Annotated in this window: 17 protein-coding genes and 1 pseudogene; 12 read left to right on the top strand and 6 right to left on the bottom strand. The window is 47.2% G+C overall.

The window, feature by feature from the left end; all coding sequences use genetic code 11:
* Positions 1-265 precede the first annotated feature (265 nt).
* From NDI33_RS22210 to NDI33_RS22185, 6 genes and pseudogenes are all read left to right on the top strand, one after another.
* On the top strand, positions 266-532 hold the full coding sequence (locus NDI33_RS22210; protein ID WP_206753683.1) for a transposase family protein: 267 nt from the start codon (positions 266-268) through the stop codon (positions 530-532).
* Positions 483-764 (top strand): transposase family protein, encoded by a 282-nt coding sequence (locus NDI33_RS22205; RefSeq protein WP_190676774.1) that lies wholly within the window; start codon positions 483-485, stop codon positions 762-764. The genes NDI33_RS22210 and NDI33_RS22205 overlap by 50 nt, the downstream gene beginning before the upstream one ends.
* Positions 765-983: 219 nt before the next feature.
* Positions 984-1,748: pseudogene (locus tag NDI33_RS22200) on the top strand (Rid family detoxifying hydrolase); the annotation flags it as partial.
* Positions 1,749-1,993: 245 nt separating this feature from the next.
* Positions 1,994-2,998, top strand: coding sequence for a GTP-binding protein (locus NDI33_RS22195; RefSeq protein WP_190676770.1), 1,005 nt, complete (start codon positions 1,994-1,996; stop codon positions 2,996-2,998).
* 21 nt (positions 2,999-3,019) lie between these two features.
* Positions 3,020-3,931, top strand: coding sequence for an alpha/beta hydrolase (locus NDI33_RS22190; protein WP_190676768.1), 912 nt, complete (start codon positions 3,020-3,022; stop codon positions 3,929-3,931).
* 130 nt (positions 3,932-4,061) lie between these two features.
* The gene (locus tag NDI33_RS22185) at positions 4,062-4,316 is read left to right on the top strand and encodes a hypothetical protein (protein ID WP_190676765.1); all 255 of its coding nucleotides are present in this window, start codon (positions 4,062-4,064) and stop codon (positions 4,314-4,316) included.
* A gap of 207 nt (positions 4,317-4,523) precedes the next feature.
* On the opposite strand, the gene NDI33_RS22180 is transcribed toward NDI33_RS22185, so the two are convergent.
* From NDI33_RS22180 to NDI33_RS22170, 3 genes are all read right to left on the bottom strand, one after another.
* The gene (locus NDI33_RS22180; RefSeq protein WP_190676762.1) at positions 4,524-5,060 is read right to left on the bottom strand and encodes a Uma2 family endonuclease; all 537 of its coding nucleotides are present in this window, start codon (positions 5,058-5,060) and stop codon (positions 4,524-4,526) included.
* Between the two features lie 120 nt (positions 5,061-5,180).
* Positions 5,181-5,840, bottom strand: a complete 660-nt coding sequence (locus NDI33_RS22175; RefSeq protein ID WP_190676761.1) for a (2Fe-2S) ferredoxin domain-containing protein — start codon at positions 5,838-5,840, stop codon at positions 5,181-5,183.
* 18 nt (positions 5,841-5,858) lie between these two features.
* Positions 5,859-6,131, bottom strand: coding sequence for an Asr1405/Asl0597 family protein (locus NDI33_RS22170; protein WP_190415158.1), 273 nt, complete (start codon positions 6,129-6,131; stop codon positions 5,859-5,861).
* A 320-nt stretch (positions 6,132-6,451) separates the two neighbouring features.
* On the opposite strand from NDI33_RS22170, the gene NDI33_RS22165 reads away from it, so the two are divergent.
* The 5 genes from NDI33_RS22165 to NDI33_RS22145 all read left to right on the top strand — a co-directional run bounded on the left by NDI33_RS22165 (position 6,452) and on the right by NDI33_RS22145 (position 12,912).
* Positions 6,452-7,006 (top strand): Dps family protein, encoded by a 555-nt coding sequence (locus tag NDI33_RS22165; RefSeq protein ID WP_190415157.1) that lies wholly within the window; start codon positions 6,452-6,454, stop codon positions 7,004-7,006.
* A 540-nt stretch (positions 7,007-7,546) separates the two neighbouring features.
* Positions 7,547-10,825 carry a carbamoyl-phosphate synthase large subunit gene (gene carB, locus NDI33_RS22160; protein WP_190676758.1) on the top strand — a complete coding sequence of 1,093 codons (3,279 nt, stop codon included), beginning with the start codon at positions 7,547-7,549 and terminating at the stop codon, positions 10,823-10,825.
* Between the two features lie 580 nt (positions 10,826-11,405).
* Complete coding sequence (locus NDI33_RS22155) at positions 11,406-11,582, top strand: hypothetical protein (RefSeq protein ID WP_348245667.1); 177 nt, start codon at positions 11,406-11,408, stop codon at positions 11,580-11,582.
* A gap of 378 nt (positions 11,583-11,960) precedes the next feature.
* Positions 11,961-12,224, top strand: coding sequence for a hypothetical protein (locus NDI33_RS22150; protein ID WP_190415153.1), 264 nt, complete (start codon positions 11,961-11,963; stop codon positions 12,222-12,224).
* On the top strand, positions 12,193-12,912 hold the full coding sequence (locus NDI33_RS22145; RefSeq protein WP_190429621.1) for a pentapeptide repeat-containing protein: 720 nt from the start codon (positions 12,193-12,195) through the stop codon (positions 12,910-12,912). The genes NDI33_RS22150 and NDI33_RS22145 overlap by 32 nt, the downstream gene beginning before the upstream one ends.
* Positions 12,913-13,130: 218 nt before the next feature.
* On the opposite strand, the gene NDI33_RS22140 is transcribed toward NDI33_RS22145, so the two are convergent.
* Both NDI33_RS22140 and clpS read right to left on the bottom strand, forming a co-directional pair.
* A complete protein-coding gene (locus tag NDI33_RS22140) occupies positions 13,131-13,964 on the bottom strand; it encodes a CPBP family intramembrane glutamic endopeptidase (RefSeq protein WP_347275921.1) in 834 nt (277 codons plus the stop codon).
* A 42-nt stretch (positions 13,965-14,006) separates the two neighbouring features.
* A complete protein-coding gene (gene clpS / locus NDI33_RS22135) occupies positions 14,007-14,288 on the bottom strand; it encodes an ATP-dependent Clp protease adapter ClpS (RefSeq protein ID WP_190415151.1) in 282 nt (93 codons plus the stop codon).
* Between the two features lie 383 nt (positions 14,289-14,671).
* Between clpS and NDI33_RS22130 the strand changes: the two genes are divergently transcribed.
* Positions 14,672-15,565: an alpha/beta fold hydrolase gene (locus NDI33_RS22130; RefSeq protein WP_190676755.1), complete on the top strand. Its 894-nt coding sequence runs from the start codon at positions 14,672-14,674 to the stop codon at positions 15,563-15,565.
* Between the two features lie 59 nt (positions 15,566-15,624).
* On the opposite strand, the gene NDI33_RS22125 is transcribed toward NDI33_RS22130, so the two are convergent.
* Positions 15,625-17,703: CHAT domain-containing protein (locus tag NDI33_RS22125; RefSeq protein ID WP_242033181.1), on the bottom strand; the 2,079-nt coding region annotated here is incomplete at its 5' end.

The raw sequence follows: 17,703 nt of genomic DNA, 5'->3' as shown, positions 1-17,703 counted from the left end.
TGCACTATTCCATTAGCCCAAAATTATTGTGTTTTTATTTAATATTCTTAGTTACGAAACCTCTCTGAACGGGTAACATGGTTTTACCCGTTCAGAGAGGTTTCGTAACTATTTTTGAAGGTGCAGTGGTATTCTTTTTTGTGCTTTCTGCCAAGTTGCTAAGGCTTACAGCAATCCCGGCACCCGCGACAATTAATCCAGTCTTTGAAAATTTCATGTAATCCCGTCGCCCAAATACTCTCCTTATCCTGACGAGTAAGCAACAGTGCGATCGTCAAGTAGGTATGAATTGGGGTTTGATTATCATTGGAGAGAATACCGCACGTATTTTCATATTGGTCAATCTTGGGGAGCAAACGAGTCTACAGTTTACAGAATTATCCGAAAAACAGAAAATACATTGACTAAATCCAGGACTTTCACTCTTCCAGGCAAGAAAAGACTGACCAATTCTGATTATCAGGTACAGGTAGTCCTAGTTGATGTTACAGAAAGCCCTATTAAACGACCTAAAAAAACAAAAAAGTTCTAAAACAGCAAAAAAACAACATACACTCAAGTCACAAGTAGTGGTACAAGCAAATGGTAAAATCATCTGCACCGCTCATGGTAAGGGTAGAGAGCATGATTTTCGTATATTCAAAAACAGTAAAGTTAGGTTGAGAAAAGATATAGAGTGCTTGGGAGATAAAGGTTATCAAGCTATTCAGAAACTGCATAATAATAGTCAAATCCCCAAAAAAAGCCTAAAGGAGGTAAGTTAAGTAATGAAGGTAAAAAGAGTAATCAAGAGTTAGCAAAAATTAGAGTTGTATGCGAGTATATAAATTGGGGTCTTAAGGTTTTTAAAATTTTGTCTCTCTTCTATAAAAATCGTCGAAAAAGATTTATTTTAAGGTTTAATCTGATTGCTGCTCTCTACAATTACGAGCTTTGCACCCCAAAATAAAATCTTCCTGAGGGGCTTTTGCAAGAGGTCTAATGTAAACTTGCAAAATGCAAATCTCCAGGGAGCTAAACTCCGGGTAGTAAGCCTGGATAAAGTCGATTTGTCAAGCTTGAATCTCGCTGATGCGGATTTAGCTGGAGTATACCTGGGAGAGGCAAAGCTTAGAAAAACCTGTTTGCGAGGAGCAAATCTAGAGAGAGCAACACTCCAAAAAGCAGATTTGATAAAGACTAACCTAGATGGAGCCAACTTGAAGAAGGCGATCTTAACTGATGCAAACATTTATGGAGCAAGTGTCAAGGATGCAGCCTTCACGGGTGCGATAATGCCTGATGGAAAACGCTACAAGCTGGAAGCCTTCGATACAATAGCTCCTAAACAAGAAGCATCGTTACCAACACAAATACCTATGACACGCAAAGTAATTCGTACAGAGAACGCACCAGCACCAGTCGGGCCGTATAATCAAGCGATCGCTGCTAGTGGTCAGATGATCTTCGTCGCTGGTCAAATTGCCATCGATCCCAGAATCGGAGATATTGTCTACACCGACGATGTAGCCAAGCAAACAGAACAGGTAATGGCTCATCTTGAAGCGATTCTGTCTGCTGCTGGGGCTAACTTTGAGAATGTGGTCAAAACCACCGTCTTTCTCAAAGATATGAATGATTTTGCTGCGGTTAACGCAGTTTATGGTAAATATTTTGACGCAGAGACAGCCCCTGCTCGTGCCTGCGTGGAAGTATCCCGTCTCCCCAAGGATGTGCTGGTAGAAATTGACTGCATTGCGGTAATTTAAGACTTCCGACAGAGGAAAGAGCGATCGCATTGTAGGTTAGAACTCGCTACTCTAACCTACGCCTGTATAGCCTGCAAGCGATTGGTAGAAGGGTTTGCCGACAAAGCGCTACCCGTGTCGCGTATGATAATAGTTATCATTATTAAAAATATCTCGGCATTCTGAGAACCTGCCATGTCATCGCAGACACTGCGCTGCATAGCGTAAATCTATGTCTGCATCGCTCAATTAATCCAGAAAGGGCAATGAACAATCTTACAGCACCCAAACAAAACCTAATTCCGGATATTCCTAAACGGGGAATGCCAGTCACGATCGTTACAGGCTTTTTAGGTAGTGGTAAAACAACGCTGCTAAACCATATTTTGCATAATTGTCAAGACTTAAAGGTAGCAGTTTTAGTTAATGAATTTGGCGATATTAATATCGATAGCCAGCTATTGATTTCCGTCGATCAAAATATGATCGAACTCACAAATGGCTGTATTTGTTGCACAATCAACGATGGATTGCTCGATGCAGTTTATCGGGTGCTGGAACGGAGCGATCGCATTGATTACTTAATTGTCGAAACAACCGGAATCGCAGATCCATTGCCCATTGCCTTGACCTTCATTAGTACAGATTTGCGAGATTTAACTCGGCTCGATTCTATCTTGACTTTGGTGGATGTGGAGACCTTTACACCGGAGCATTTTGAAAGTGATGCCGCCCTCAATCAGATTTCCTATGGTGACATCATTCTGCTAAACAAAACTGATTTGGTTCCAGAAGCGCAAGTCAAGGAATTGGAAGACTACATTCGCGCAATGAAAGTAGGGGCGAGAGTTTTGCGAACCTCCTACGGACAAGTTCCTCTGCCACTAATTTTAGATGTGGGATTTTCCCAAGCGGAATCTTATCCAGCTAAACAAGAATCTAGCCATCATCATCACGAGCATCATCACGAGCATTCCCTCCACTTAGAAAATGATGGTTTCATGTCATTTTCTTTTCAAAGCGATCGCCCTCTCCTTTTAGAGAAATTTCAACAATTTTTAACCGAACAACTTCCCGAAGACGTTTTTCGCGCCAAAGGTTTACTCTGGTTTAAGGAGAGTAGTTTACGCCACATCTTTCAACTGTGCGGTAAACGGGTTGAGATGAAAACTGACAAGTGGATTTCTCAAAAGAGCAATCAGCTAGTATTTATTGGGCGTAACTTGAATGAAGCCCAAATTCAACAGCAGTTAAAAGATTGCCTAGAGTAAATAAAATAGGGATTGTGTCTTATGGCAACTTCAACGATTTCTGCACCTACTACTGTCGGAATTGGCGGAACCGTTCAGGAATATCTCTGGGCTTGGGAAGGGCAACAGTTACCCATCGTTTATGAAACTCTAGGCAAAGGATCTCCCATATTACTTTTGCCAGCTTTCAGCACTGCTTCCACACGCGCGGAAATGCGTGGACTGGCAGAGTTATTATCATCTCAGTTTCAAGCCGTTGCTCTCGATTGGCCTGGATTTGGGCGATCGCCTCGTCTACCCTTGAACTACCAACCCGCCCTATACCACCAATTTCTGCAAGATTTTGTCAAAAATGTTTTTAATACTCCAGTAGCCATCGTAGCCGCTGGACACGCTGCTGGTTACGCGATGCAACTAGCGCAACAACAACCGCCCGTTTTGTCGCGGATTGTTTTAGCGGCTCCCACTTGGCGCGGGCCATTTCCGACGATGATGGGTAAACAGCAAGGGTGGTTTGGAACGCTGAGAAATGTAGTGCGATCGCCCATTTTAGGACAAGCTCTCTACAAGCTAAACACCACCGAATCTTTCATTAGCTTGATGTATCGTCGCCATGTCTACGTTGAACCTGACTCGTTGAGTCCCTCTCGACTCGAACAAAAGTTGCAGACAGCACATCAGCCAGGAGCGCGTTTTGCTCCCGCCGCTTTCGTCACCGGAGGTTTAGATCCGGTGAATCATAGAGACGATTTTCTCGCCTGGTTTCAGCCTTTACCGTTACCCGTGATGGTAGTCATTGGCGAACAAGCGCCACCGAAATCAAAAGCAGAAATGGAAGCAATGGCTAACGTCCCAGGAGTGCAGACACTCCGGCTTCCCGGTTCGTTGGGATTACATGAAGAGTACGCAGATGCGGTAGGCGCGGCTATCTTGCCATTTTTGATAGGTGGATGAGCGCGATCGCATTTACTTTGTCCTCAAGCCAAGCCAAGCTAACACAGCTAAGGATTTGGTTGCCGTTAAGCAAAACTTAGCGGGCAATTAATTGGCTATAATGCCATCAAAAACTGTCAGCTTTTGAATTATGAACAGAATTGCTCTTGCTTTGCTTACTTGTCCGATAATTTTGGCATCAATGCTCCTGCTAGCGAATACAGCACAAGCCGCTGAAGCTTCAAATATGATGCTGTCTGCACCAACTGCACAAGTTATTGTCGTGCAATATCAACAAGTGCTTGCATCTGTGCAACCGAGTAATCCTATCAAAGACCATCTAGGGTGCAGTTGTGCTGCTTGCACTAAGGCTCTGAGTCAAATGCAAGGTCAGTTTACGCTTTAGTCAAGATGGACGGCGATGGCAAAAAAGCGATCGCGCTTTCTTGAGTTGAAGAATTTCCTTTTCTTTACCCACTGTGCCCGTCTTCAGGCGGTGATGGTGGGTTTTTGCTTAATCCACGTAACTTTTAGGCGATCGCTCTTACCACGCTACTCGCGCTAAAATTACTATCCATTTAGTAATATTTAAAATCTCTATCAACTGTCAGCTTCAAGCTAACAATTCATCTAGCGCTACACTAAATCCTCTGAGTACAAGTTGCGTACTCACTACATCACCAGTATTAAACCCTAATGTCTGACTTTGAGTAATTAACAATACCCGACGACTCTCAGGAAATACTAGCCAGACTTCCGAACAACCCGATTCTAAATACTCGCTTGCTTTGGCAAACAAATCCTCGGCTGAATCCGTTGGAGAAGCGATTTCAGCAATTAGCGGTGGACTTTGTGGCAACCCTCCTGCCTCACCAAACTGCGCTACCAATTCCGCTGTGAGGTAGGATACATCAGGACGACGTCCCTGCCTTAAAGTCCGGCAGGGAAGTTCTACAGCAACCTCCCCTCCTTGTCCAGATTGGGTAATGAAATTTTTCCAGCCCCAAGCTAACCTAGTCTGAACTATACTATGTTTTACCGTCATTCCCGTTTTCTCCACAAGTTGTCCATCCACCCACTCCATGCGATCGGGGGGATTAGCCATAAAGTCTTCTAGAGAGCAGCTTTCGGTTACAGTAGCGATCGCCATAGTCATCTACTCGCTTTGGTCAGGTACTAATATTATGGCAGGCTGCACATAGACGATACCCCCAACTTCCTGATAAAAAGAAGTTGGGGGTATGTATTATCTATAAATTACGAAAAATTATTAACGAACCCTAGCCGTTTCGCACTCCAAACGAGGTGCAATTAGCTCTTTAGATACCATCTCATCTGGAAAATGTTTATCTATAATTTCAGGGATTTCTGTAGCGTTAATCCGAGTGTAGCGGGTTTTATCCGGCATAACGATATTTGGCCCTGATTTGCAACGCTTCATGCAGCCAGTTCCTTTAATCGTAACCTGGTCGTCCAAGCCGCGATCGCGCAAACCTTCTTCCAAAGCCTGACAAACTTTATTAGCACCCAACTTGCAACAATCGGACTTTTTACACACCAAAATTGTCGCTTTGACGCCGGAAGGTAGAGGCAATTTTTTAGCAGGTCGAGGCAATTCCTGAATTTCCTCAACTTGTGTAACTCCCTGCAATTGGCTGGGAGGAACACCGGGTTTAACCAGATAAGCTTTTTGTTTGACTTCTCCACTTTTTAACTTAAGCTTGGTTTCGCCAAAAACCTCAACCCAAGTACCGGGTGTCACTCCTGAGCGAAATAGGGAAATCCGAGCTTCTTTGGCAAGCTTGATCTGACATTCACCCTCTGAAGTTGCGAGTCTCAAATATTTGATTTTATAGCCATCTTCGATGACAAAACCGAGTAACCATCCCTCAAGGCGGAATTCTGAGTTGTTTTGTTTAAATTTACTCATGCTTTTTTACAACCTCTTTTAACTTTCTTTTGGATCGTTACTCGTCTGCCAGCAGCGTTCCAGATGGCTCACTAACTCGCCGCGCGATGCCGTTAACTGCCTAACAACACTCCACAGCTGAATCGCTGCTGTCGTGTTGTAGACCTCAACCAGCAAGGGCTGGTCAACCGCACACCCACAGGAAATTCCTAACTCTCGCAAGCGGTAATAAACTTGCCACCGATCTGCTCGATTCACCTCAACAACCTTGCCGGTTTCTGGTTGTGGCTCAATTGGCTCTATTGGATTCATTCGTTCCCACAGACGCGAAAAATTAGCATTGTCTATAACTTCCCTGGACTCGCTAGCCTTTCCGAAAATTCCCTGACGTAGGGAATTTTTACAATTTCACCCTAGTTAATACATATAACTCAAACGACAACAATTCTCAACTAGCTTAACTGAAAATTTAATTGCTTGCGAGAAATAGGCAAGGATACAACTGAGGAACTAGCGCTTGCTGCGGATCGGGTCAAACTGGCTCAGACTATAGTGAGACACCAAAATTGGGTTAGCGTGATACACTTACTGCATTAGCAACAACCGTTGCTTATTGAGAGGAGAATACAACGATGTCCGAAACTCAGAGTGTATTGCGCTCCTTCGGTCAGGTTTATGACAATCCGGTGTTGCTGGATCGCAGTATCACCACGCCGGTTTGTGAGGGCTTCAACATTGCTCTAGCGAGTTTTCAGGCGCTGTACTTGCAATATCAAAAGCATCACTTTGTGGTCGAAGGTTCAGAATTTTATATGCTGCACGAGTTCTTCAGCGAAAGCTACGAACAGGTGCAGGGACACGTTCATGATATTGGCGAACGGTTGGATGGACTGGGTGGCGTTCCAGTAGCTGGCTTTGCCAAGCTAGCAGAGCTGTGCTGCTTCACGCCAGAAGATGAAGGGGTATTTTCCTGCCGCCAGATGGTGGAACACGACTTAGCCGCCGAGCAAGCAATGATTCAGCTCATCCGGCGTCAGGCAGGACAAGCAGAAAGCTTGGGCGATCGCGCAACCCGTTATCTGTACGAAACAATCTTGCTGAAAACCGAAGAGCGGGCTTATCATCTGGCTCACTTCCTCGCTAAAGACAGCTTGACCTTGGGTTTTGTCCAGACTACGAATAATTAGTATCTGCCTCTTGAATCCCGTTGAGGTAAGCTAGATGTAGCCTCGATATGCAGGCTGCTAAAATTTTCAGTACCTAACCTGTGGTTCTTTAAGACAGAGAGTAACACTAACTGAGCAGAGGGAAGATATCTTCTCTCTGCTTGTTTATTATGAAGTTATAAAAGTTTTGATTAAGTTGTAAAGAAAAATCCAGAAATTAATTTTAAGCTTGTTGAAATTAGTTGTCAACTAACCTAAAAGGCGGATTTCTTGGCTTCCCTACATCATGGGAATGAGAACCGAAGAGTTCAGAATGGAAGGGCGGATTTGACGCGATAGAGACGGGATAACTTGGTCTCTAACATCGATAGCCTCGCTCAAACTGCCCGGTCAAGGGGAGCTGGTTGTACCAAGAAGACACTTGCCAGTTGACAGAAAAGAAGTTGCAAAAACCTTTCCTCCTCAAATCTTGGGCAAATTGGCAAAAACCACTACCAAGCACAGGGAAGAAAGCCTTTAAAATAATCTGGACTTAAAACAGTCACGCTAGGACAAACAACTATGCCCCGCCGCCAGGACATCCACAAAATTCTGTTACTAGGCTCTGGTCCAATTGTGATTGGACAAGCCTGCGAGTTTGACTATTCAGGCACTCAAGCCTGTAAGGCGCTCCGGGAGGAAGGATATGAAGTCGTGCTGGTGAACTCGAATCCAGCCAGCATTATGACCGACCCGGAAACGGCCGATCGCACCTATATTGAACCGTTGACACCAGAAATCGTAGAAAAGGTAATCGCCAAAGAACAACCTGATGCGCTGCTGCCCACAATGGGAGGTCAGACAGCTCTAAATATAGCCGTCACCCTTGCGAAAAATGGAGTATTGGAAAAGTACGGGGTCGAGTTAATTGGAGCCAAGCTACCGGCAATCGAGAAAGCCGAAGACCGGCTGCTGTTTAAGGAAGCGATGGCGAAAATTGGGGTAAGCGTGTGCCCATCGGGGATTGCTAGCACCCTCGACGAAGCGAAGGCGATCGCGTCCCAAATTGGCAGCTATCCCTTGATTATCCGCCCTGCTTATACCCTAGGCGGCACCGGCGGCGGCATTTCTTACAACCAGGAAGAATTTGAAGAAATGGCTCAGGGCGGTTTGGATGCCAGCCCAGTGTCGCAAATTCTCATCGAACAGTCGCTGCTGGGTTGGAAAGAGTACGAACTAGAAGTCATGCGCGATTTGGCAGATAACGTCGTGATTATCTGCTCGATTGAGAACCTTGACCCGATGGGCATCCACACTGGGGACTCGATTACCGTAGCACCCGCGCAAACCCTGACCGATAAGGAATACCAGCGGTTGCGGGATGCGTCGATTAAAATTATTCGCGAGATTGGGGTAGAAACCGGCGGCTCGAATATTCAGTTTGCAGTTAATCCTCTGACTGGCGACCTGATTGTCATTGAGATGAACCCCCGCGTTTCTCGCAGTTCTGCCCTGGCTTCTAAAGCGACCGGGTTCCCAATTGCGAAGATAGCGGCAAAGTTGGCGGTAGGCTATACCCTCGACGAAATTCCCAACGATATCACCAAGAAAACGCCGGCGTCCTTTGAACCGACCATTGACTATGTGGTGACGAAAATACCCCGATTTGCCTTTGAGAAATTTCCGGGTTCTCAGGCAATCCTGACGACGCAGATGAAGTCGGTGGGAGAAGTGATGGCGATGGGGCGGACGTTCTGCGAGTCGTTCCAGAAAGCATTAAGAGGCTTGGAAACGGGTCGCGCGGGTTGGGGATGCGACAAGAACGAGAAATTGCCAAGTTTGGAACAAATTCGTTCGGGACTGCGGACGCCTCATCCAGAGAGAATTTTCACCGTTCGTCATGCCATGTTGATGGGGATGACGGTAGAAGAAGTCTATGAACTGACGGGAATCGATCCGTGGTTTCTAGATAAGATGCTACAACTGTTGGAAACCGAGAAGTTCTTGAAGCGAAGCAAGCTGAAAGACCTGACAAAAGAAAAGTTGTGGGACATCAAGCAGGAAGGTTTTAGCGATCGCCAGATCGCCTACGCTACTAAAACGACCGAAGATGAAGTCCGCGACTACCGCAAGCAGTTGGGCGTCGTCCCCGTCTACAAAACCGTGGATACTTGTGCGGCGGAATTTGAGGCACTGACTCCTTATTACTACTCAACTTACGAGGAAGAATCGGAGGTATTGCCTTCAGATAACCGCAAGGTCATGATTTTAGGGGGTGGCCCGAACCGGATTGGACAGGGGATTGAGTTTGACTACTGTTGCTGTCATGCAGCTTATGCTCTCTCCAAGCAAGGGTTTGAGACGATTATGGTCAATTCAAACCCGGAGACCGTTTCCACCGATTATGATACGAGCGATCGCCTCTACTTTGAGCCGCTGACGAAAGAAGATGTTCTCAACATCATCGAGGCGGAACAGCCAGAGGGAATTATCGTGCAGTTTGGGGGTCAGACGCCGCTAAAATTGGCTTTGCCATTGCAGGAATATCTGCAATCCCACCCCGAAATCACCGCTAAAATTTGGGGAACCTCGCCAGATTCGATTGACACCGCCGAAGACCGAGAGCGATTTGAAAAAATCCTGCGGGAACTTGATATCAAGCAACCAGCGAACGGAATTGCTCGGAGTTTTGAAGACGCCTTAGCGGTCGCGCAGCGCATTGGCTACCCCGTCGTGGTACGTCCTTCTTATGTATTGGGAGGACGGGCGATGGAAATTGTCTACTCCGATGAGGATTTGCAGCGCTACATGATGTATGCGGTGCTGGTGGAACCCGATCATCCGATCTTGATCGACAAGTTTTTGGAAAATGCGATTGAGGTGGATGTGGATGCGATCAGCGATCGCACTGGTAAGGTGGTGATTGGCGGCATCATGGAGCATATCGAACAAGCGGGCATTCACTCTGGGGATTCTGCCTGTTCCTTGCCCTATACTTCCCTATCGGAAGCAGTCTTGGATACCATCCGTACCTGGACTATCGATCTCGCCAAGACCCTCAAGGTGATTGGATTGATGAATATCCAGTTTGCCGTTCAGGGGGAACAAGTTTACATTCTAGAAGCCAACCCCAGAGCCTCGCGCACCATCCCTTATGTCTCCAAAGCGACTGGAGTACCCCTAGCCGCTCTGGCGTCCCGAATTATGGCAGGTGCCACGCTGGAATCCCTCGACTTGACAGAGGAGGTACTGCCGCGTCACGTTGCCGTCAAGGAAGCCGTACTGCCTTTTGAAAAATTCCCCGGTGCTGACACCCTTCTGGGGCCAGAAATGCGCTCGACGGGAGAAGTGATGGGGATTGACGTGGATTTCGGAAGAGCGTTTGCTAAGGCAGCGTTAGCAGCGGGACAGCGGTTGCCCTTATCTGGCACAGTGTTTGTCTCAATGAACGACCGGGACAAGGCGGCGGCGGTGCCAGTGGTCAGAGATTTGATCGAGTTGGGCTTTCATATTGTCGCCACCGTTGGCACGCGCAAAGTGCTGCGGGAACATGGGCTAGAGGTGGATGTGGTGCTGAAACTGCATGAGGGGCGTCCTCACGTTCTGGATGCGATCAAAAACAACAAGATTCAGCTGATTATCACCACACCTTCTGGGGAAGAAGCGCAGGCAGATGGACGCTTGATTCGTCGCAGTGCCCTCACTTACAAAATCCCTATGATCACGACGATTGCAGGTGCTAAAGCTACTGCGGCAGCGATTCGTGCCTTGCAGTCAGCTCCTTTGGAGGTGAAAGCGCTGCAAGACTATATTGGCATCCCCAACTATAGTGATGCCAAGTTGAGTCCAATCCAGGTTTAACCCTCCAGTCCCCTTTTCGGAATCGGGAAGGGGAGGGGCAAGGTCAGAGTGTATGGCATAAAAATAAGAACCGCTATAGATGCCAAACGCCCTTCCGGGAATCCCCCATGAATCTTAGGGGATTTTACCGAAGCGATCGCAAGGTTGCTTACCCAAACCTGTTTTCTTCGAGAACAGGTTTGGGTTCTTTCCAAACTAAGCCGAAATCTACGTAGTGGGATCGTATCCCTACTTCAGTTAGGACTTCAATCAGGTTTTGCAAGAGATAAGCATCCCCGTTCTTAAACCATTTCCCGTTCAAAATGTCAAGCTTGTCATCCCAGAAACCGACGCTGAGCTTTGACAATTTATTGGCAACCTTTATGAATTATTAGGGATAGGTATAAATTTATTGCCCTTCGTAAAGGCAATAGTTGGCAGCAACTGAGTTGAGATTTTTTGACATTCAGAAGAAATTACTACTTTGTTAAATTGTCAGCAAATCGTCAGATTCGCCTTCTATCGAGAAGCGTGGATTCACAATTATTCTTTTATGCAATTTGATAGAAACTTGACTAAAAAGGCATTTCGAGCAAAGGGAATGTCAGTAGGTAAAAGTATTATAGATTACATAGTAATTTCGCTTGGTGTTTCCCTGATGCAACTGAACCGATGCGATCGCCACATAGCCATTTCAATTGCAGCATATGCTGTCGGCTACGCAACACGATCGCTCGATAAGCGATCGCCCAAAGTCCCTCAAGCAGCTCAAGGTTAAATCTTCTTTTTCTGAGTCTGATAAGTGTCTTCCCGTAACGATCCCAGCTATTTTGTTGGGGAAATGCCAACCAATCGAACTTTAGACAAAAACAACCGTAAAGTTTTTTCGAGCGAGTTCAATCCAGAAATCAAAATCCAAGTAACCCAAGTATAAAAAGATACTAAATATTGCTTTTGTTTTACTGGTTGAGAATCAAAATTTTTTTCTACAACTCATGCAGCTTCAGACATCTAGACGAAAAGGAGTTTGTTACTTTTCCATAACTTGATGAACCCTCAAATTCACGTAAATTTTAGTGGATATTTCCCCAGCGATCGCAGTGCAATGTTATTTTTAGAATGGGTTTACTTAAGCTAAATGATGTTGAGGTAAAAAATGCAATACTCAAATTCTAAAAAATCCCACCTAGAGATGGTTGATGAGGAGTCAACAGACAGTCTCGATAAATCCTTAGAAGCAATTTTGGCTCAACTAGAGCAAAATAACCAATTTGTAAGTGAATATCCGGATGTCGAGGAACTGGGGTTGAAGCATATTAGTCGTAACAAGAGGGCGGTAATAGAGAGAATGATTGCCCTCTGCCTATTCAGGTCCAAACAAAAGCCTAATGAAAGCCGGACAGAGTTTGAATGTGCCTAATGAGAAATCTCTCCAGCGACTGAAAGACTTGATCTTACACGTTGTAGAGGCAGATACAGATAACTTCCTTGAATTAGCAGAAATTGCTGGATTAAATCCCGTGAAAGATTTTGCGGGTGCTAATCTTAGTGGCGTTGACCTACATGGTGCCGACTTAAGCGGTTCGATTTTGCTGGGTACGCTGCTGCTGGGTGCCAATCTGATTGGTGCCGATCTCGCGGGTGCCAAGCTGAATAAAGCCAACTTGAATATGGCTGATTTGAGCGGTGCCAATTTGCTCAGTGCCAATCTCAACAGAGCTGACGCCATTAAAGTCTGTTTGATGGGTGCCAACTTGATTGGTGCTAACCTCAACAGTGCCAACTTACTATGTGCCCAACTGAATGAGGCTCAAATGATTGGAGCCGACCTTTGTCGCGCCAACTTAATTGATGCTTCCTTGTGTAGTGTCAACTTGAGTGAGGCGAACTTGAGTTATGCTATCCTGCGTCGTGCTGACCTGAGTAGTGGCACGTTGATAGGTGCAAACTTGATGGGTGCCGACCTAAGCGGTGCTGACCTGCGTCGTGCCAATTTGAGCGATGCGGATTTAGGCACGGTAAAAGTGGAAAAAGCTCGATTTGGAGAGAATACAGGACTTTCAGAAGCAATGAAGCGTGACTTGAAGCGGCGAGGGGCAATCTGGTAAGAATATTTGCGCTCGTCGTTGCTCCTCAAGAGCCGCTTACCGAATCCGCCACAACTAAGTTTTATAATACTTTTCGGTTAACCTCTCTCCAAAGAGTTTAGATGGGGGAGACACGCAGGGAAGTAGAGAATTCCGTTTGCCGATAAAGAGGGACTCTCCCACTCCAGAAGCCAGATTGGGTAATGCTATAGGTTGAGTATAGGATCAATGGTTGTTGATTATTGGGGCGAGTGTAGTGAATGCGATCGCTTCCGCATCCCAAACGCCAAAACGCTCAAAAACACCAACCCGATTACCCCCGCCAAGGGATTCCTGTCCACGCCGGTAATCCAGTCGGAAACTTGACCAGAAAATTGCACCAGATTTCCCACATTAATGATGTAGTATCCCCAAACCAAGCCAGCGTGCAGACCAATCGAGAGTCCCAGACGCCCCCTGCTTCCGCGCTTTGCCCAAACCAGGGTTAATCCCAGCAGCAACAACCCTGGAAATCCCGGCAAAGTCCGAAAAATTTCCCTCAGCGGCTTCAGAAAATGCAGCAGCGCAAAGATAAAAGCGTCTGCCAAAAGAGATACACCGGGACGATAATCCCGTTCCAACTCATCTAGCAGCCAGCCTCGGAATACCAATTCCTCTGCAAAACCGATACCCAGCGCGCTCGCTAACCCTTCTAAAATCAGCTTGGCTAATGGAATTGTCGGAGGCTGCCACACCAGCCAACCCAATAGCCCCTCCAGCCCAAACAGACTGAAAGTAATCAAGACGCCAACACCCAGCCCAGAGAAAAGCTCTTTGGCATTTTGCCGCGTTCCTTGTAAACCATAGCGTCTCAGTAGCTGGGGTTGCTGATAGACTTTCTGACCCCACCACCGAATAAGCAGGAGAAACGCTGCAAACAACAGCCCCATCGTCAGGATGGTGACTAAGTTGGGATCTTTACTCAAGAGTAAATAAATGGGTGCAGCCACCGGCAACCAGAGCAAGAGTAAACTCAGCACAAAACAGCCCAGCCGCGCCGGTGCCGGGTACTGGGCTAAACGGACAAAGTTTATTTTTAACAACCTCTTGCCTCTTACTTGTTGCCTGGGCGTATTTTATTCGTCTGGTTCTATGGTGCTGGTCAATCCGTGGTTGTTCAATGTTTCGCTATAGAACTCCGCATGCTCCAAGGCGCAAGTAATCACGAGAGCAAGCCCATTGGTATGAGCTTCCATCATGATACTGACAGCCTGAGGTTGCGTGATACCAGGCACCGTCGTTATCAAAACCTGCACCACGTACTCCATTGGGTTGAAGTCATCATTATGGAGCAACACACGATAACGAGGTGCGAGTTTACGGACTGTTGAAGGCTTTTGTACGGTTTCGACAGACACTGCTCTTCCCTCTTCGTTACTGATCTACGATTGATAAACGCTACTTGAACTCTCCCCTTCTCTACTCCAGATGCGATGCGAACACAGCTTGCGTACTACCATACGGAAAGCCGCTACGCGCCTACGTTACCCCATCTGAAGTCGGGTCGCTCAAGGCAAATGTTAAGATTCTAGCTGCTTTTTTTATATTACTCAATACTTATGCGTTCTGAGGAGGCGATCGCTCCAGCATTTCCCCTGCGCCTGAGCAAAACCTTTCCTCAACATAACTAACGTGGATGCAGCAACCAAGCCCTTAGACAGAACTACTGAATGTCTAAGGTCATCCAGCCTTCCTGAGAAGCTAAAATAAAGAAGTTAACATTACTTAACATTTTTGTGACATGCAGGCAACCCCAGCAGCCTCTACCGTCCCCATTCCCGGCACTTATTGGCAATGGCGGGGGCAATCCATCTATTATGTACGGGCAGGACAACCGCAACCCGAACGCCCGCCCCTATTATTGATTCATGGCTTTGGTGCCTCTACAGACCACTGGCGCAAGAATATTACTGAACTGAGTCAGGATTTTGAAGTTTGGGCGATCGATCTGCTGGGCTTTGGTCGTTCAGCCAAGCCGGAGTGGGAGTATGGTGGCGACTTGTGGCGAGACCAACTGTATGATTTCATCACTAACGTGATTCGTCAGCCAGTTGTGTTAGCAGGAAACTCTCTAGGCGGCTATTGCGGGCTTTGCGTGGCAGCCCAACGTCCATCAGCCGCTGTTGGATTAGTATTGCTCAATAGTGCTGGCCCGTTCACCAATCTTAAGGTGCCGACTCAACCGAACCCCATCCAAAAAGTGATGGGTGAAGTCGTTCAGTCACTTTTTCGCCAACCCTGGGCTAGTTTTCTGTTGTTCCAGTATGCGCGACAACGTTCAGTCATTCGGAATACACTCCAGAAAGTTTATCTCGACCAGAGTGCGATCACCGATCGGTTGGTGGAAGAAATCTATCGCCCCTCTTGCGATCCCGGTGCTGCTCAAGTATTTGCTTCTGTCTTTAGAACGCCTCAAGGCGAAAAAGTTGACGTTTTATTAAAGCAGATGCGCTGCCCGCTGTTGCTGTTGTGGGGAGAAGCAGATCCCTGGATGAATGCAAGAGATAGAGCGGAGCAATTTCGCCAATACTATCCTCAACTGACAGAGCATTTTTTACAAGCAGGTCACTGTCCCCATGATGAGGTACCAGAACAAGTAAATGCTCTGATGCGCTCGTGGGTATTAAGTAATTAAAAATTCAAAAAAACGCCAAATAAAAATCAGAGAATGTTTAATTTGGCGTTTTTAATTGTTTACCAAGGATTGCCGATCATCGTAAACGCTGCCCAATAATAGGGATGAGAGAGTTTCTTCTCTCCTAACCCTGCCAACTCCGGAGGTAGCGAGATATCCTCTCTGGAAGTATGCATTTTGTTTCCCTCAATGCTTACTTCTCCATTAATCATCGATATCTGTGCCTGCCGTAGTGCCTCCGCTTTGATGGGGGCTTTTTTCAATTGTGAATAGAAGCTGGTCATCAGTCCCAGCGTCCCTTCATCACTGACGTACCACAGGCTTCCCATTGCCGATTTCACTCCTGCTTGCACAGCCAATCCAGCAAAGCCCATCTCCGCCTGTTCATTGCCTAACGCTGTGCGACAGGCGCTCAGCACTAATAGCTCTACAGGTGGATCGTTCCAGCCCATTTGCTTTAGCTGATTCAATCGCAGTTTCGTGTCCCATAGCTGAATGTAGGATTGGCTAGGAGGGCCTAATTCAAATTCGGCATGAGTTGCTAGATGGACAATCCCAAAAGGCTGCGAGTAGCGCTGAGACTTCAGATTCTTGAGGGTGAAGGCGTCGTTAAGGAAGGCTTTGCCTTTCCACAGCTGGGGCGTAATCATTGACAACTCCAGGGGCACTGATGGTAACGCGCTTTGTTCGGGAAACTTCTCCGCTCCCATTGCCAGAACTTGGGAATTTTTAATATCTTTGAAGAGAGTATCCGTCAAACTAAGACTGGGCATTAGCCCCGTACTGTATTTTTCCACCAGAAACTTTTGACCATCGTGGAGAGCGGCAATCGGGATAGAGCGTAACCCACTGTCTGCGAGGAAGACCATATTCTGGATGCCCCGCGCTTGTAAATCGGCTTCAATGGGTGCAATCATCCACTTATAAAGTTTTTGGGCTGGAGCCAGGTAAGCCTTCTGTCTTCGGGGGTTAATCACTTCGGCACGGAATTGATCGGCAACCTTGATTACTTGCGATCGCGTTGTCCCCGGAACCCGCTTGCGAATGGGGACACCATCAGAAGTCACCACCAATATTTCCAACTGGTCGCTATTGTTACGCCCTGCCCGATTGACCTTACCTAGGAAACTAGATTGCTGCACATTTTCTGGTTGATTTAACGGCTGTAGTGACTTAGTTCCATTGAAAGCCGTTGTATCCAGTAGGCTCGGATCGAGTGCAATCGTCTGAGGCACAAAAGTTACATAGATGAGTGCTGGTTTCACCCCAGTCGCTTTCTCAATTTTTTGCAGAATATTCCGAGCCTCTACCAGTGTGGTTGTCTGAGAATCAACCTGCTGACCCAAATATTCCTCAAATTCACGGGTGAAGGATTCTTCCAGAACTGCAACAGATTCACTTGCATCAGTTTGTGAAGATGATTCCGCATCCACCTTTCGTGATGATGAATTTTCCTTGCCGGAAGAGGTGGAAACCGGATCGTTTCCTGAGCCGGATAAGTTATCTCCCTGACTTGTTCCGTCATCTCCCTTGCTTGCTTGATCGTTGCTAGGGCTGCCGGAGCCTGTGTTTTTGCCCGTGCCACCAGTGCCGGTACTACCGCCCCCCGTGCCACCGGAGGAGCCTGTGTTTTTGCCTGTGCTTCCACCCGTACCGCCAGAGGAACTTGTGTTTTTGCCCGTGCCACCAGTGCCGGTGCTACCACCCCCCGTGCTACCGGAGGAGCCTGTGTTTTTGCCTGTACCGCCCCCCGTGCCACCGGAGGAGCCTGTGTTTCCACCCGTACCCCCGGATGAGCCGGTGCCGCTGCCACCTGTATTACTGCCCGTATCTATGCCGCCGGTACTACCACCTGTATCTATGCCGCCCGTGCCGCTGCCACCTGTATTACTGCCCGTATCTATGCCGCCGGTACTACCACCTGTATCTATGCCGCCCGTGCCGCTGCCACCTGTATCTATGCCACCCGTGCCGCTGCCACCTGTATCTATGCCACCCGTGCCGCTGCCACCTGTATCTATGCCACCCGTGCCGCTGCCACCTGTATCTATGCCACCCGTGCCGCTGCCACCTGTATCTATACCACCCGTGCCGCTGCCACCTGTATCTATACCACCCGTGCCGCTGCCACCTGTATC

The organism is Trichocoleus sp. DQ-A1, from assembly GCF_039961955.1.
GTDB lineage: Bacteria > Cyanobacteriota > Cyanobacteriia > Cyanobacteriales > FACHB-T130 > FACHB-T130.
Note: the sequence above shows the minus strand (reverse complement) of the source record. Positions and strands in the feature narration are given on the sequence as shown.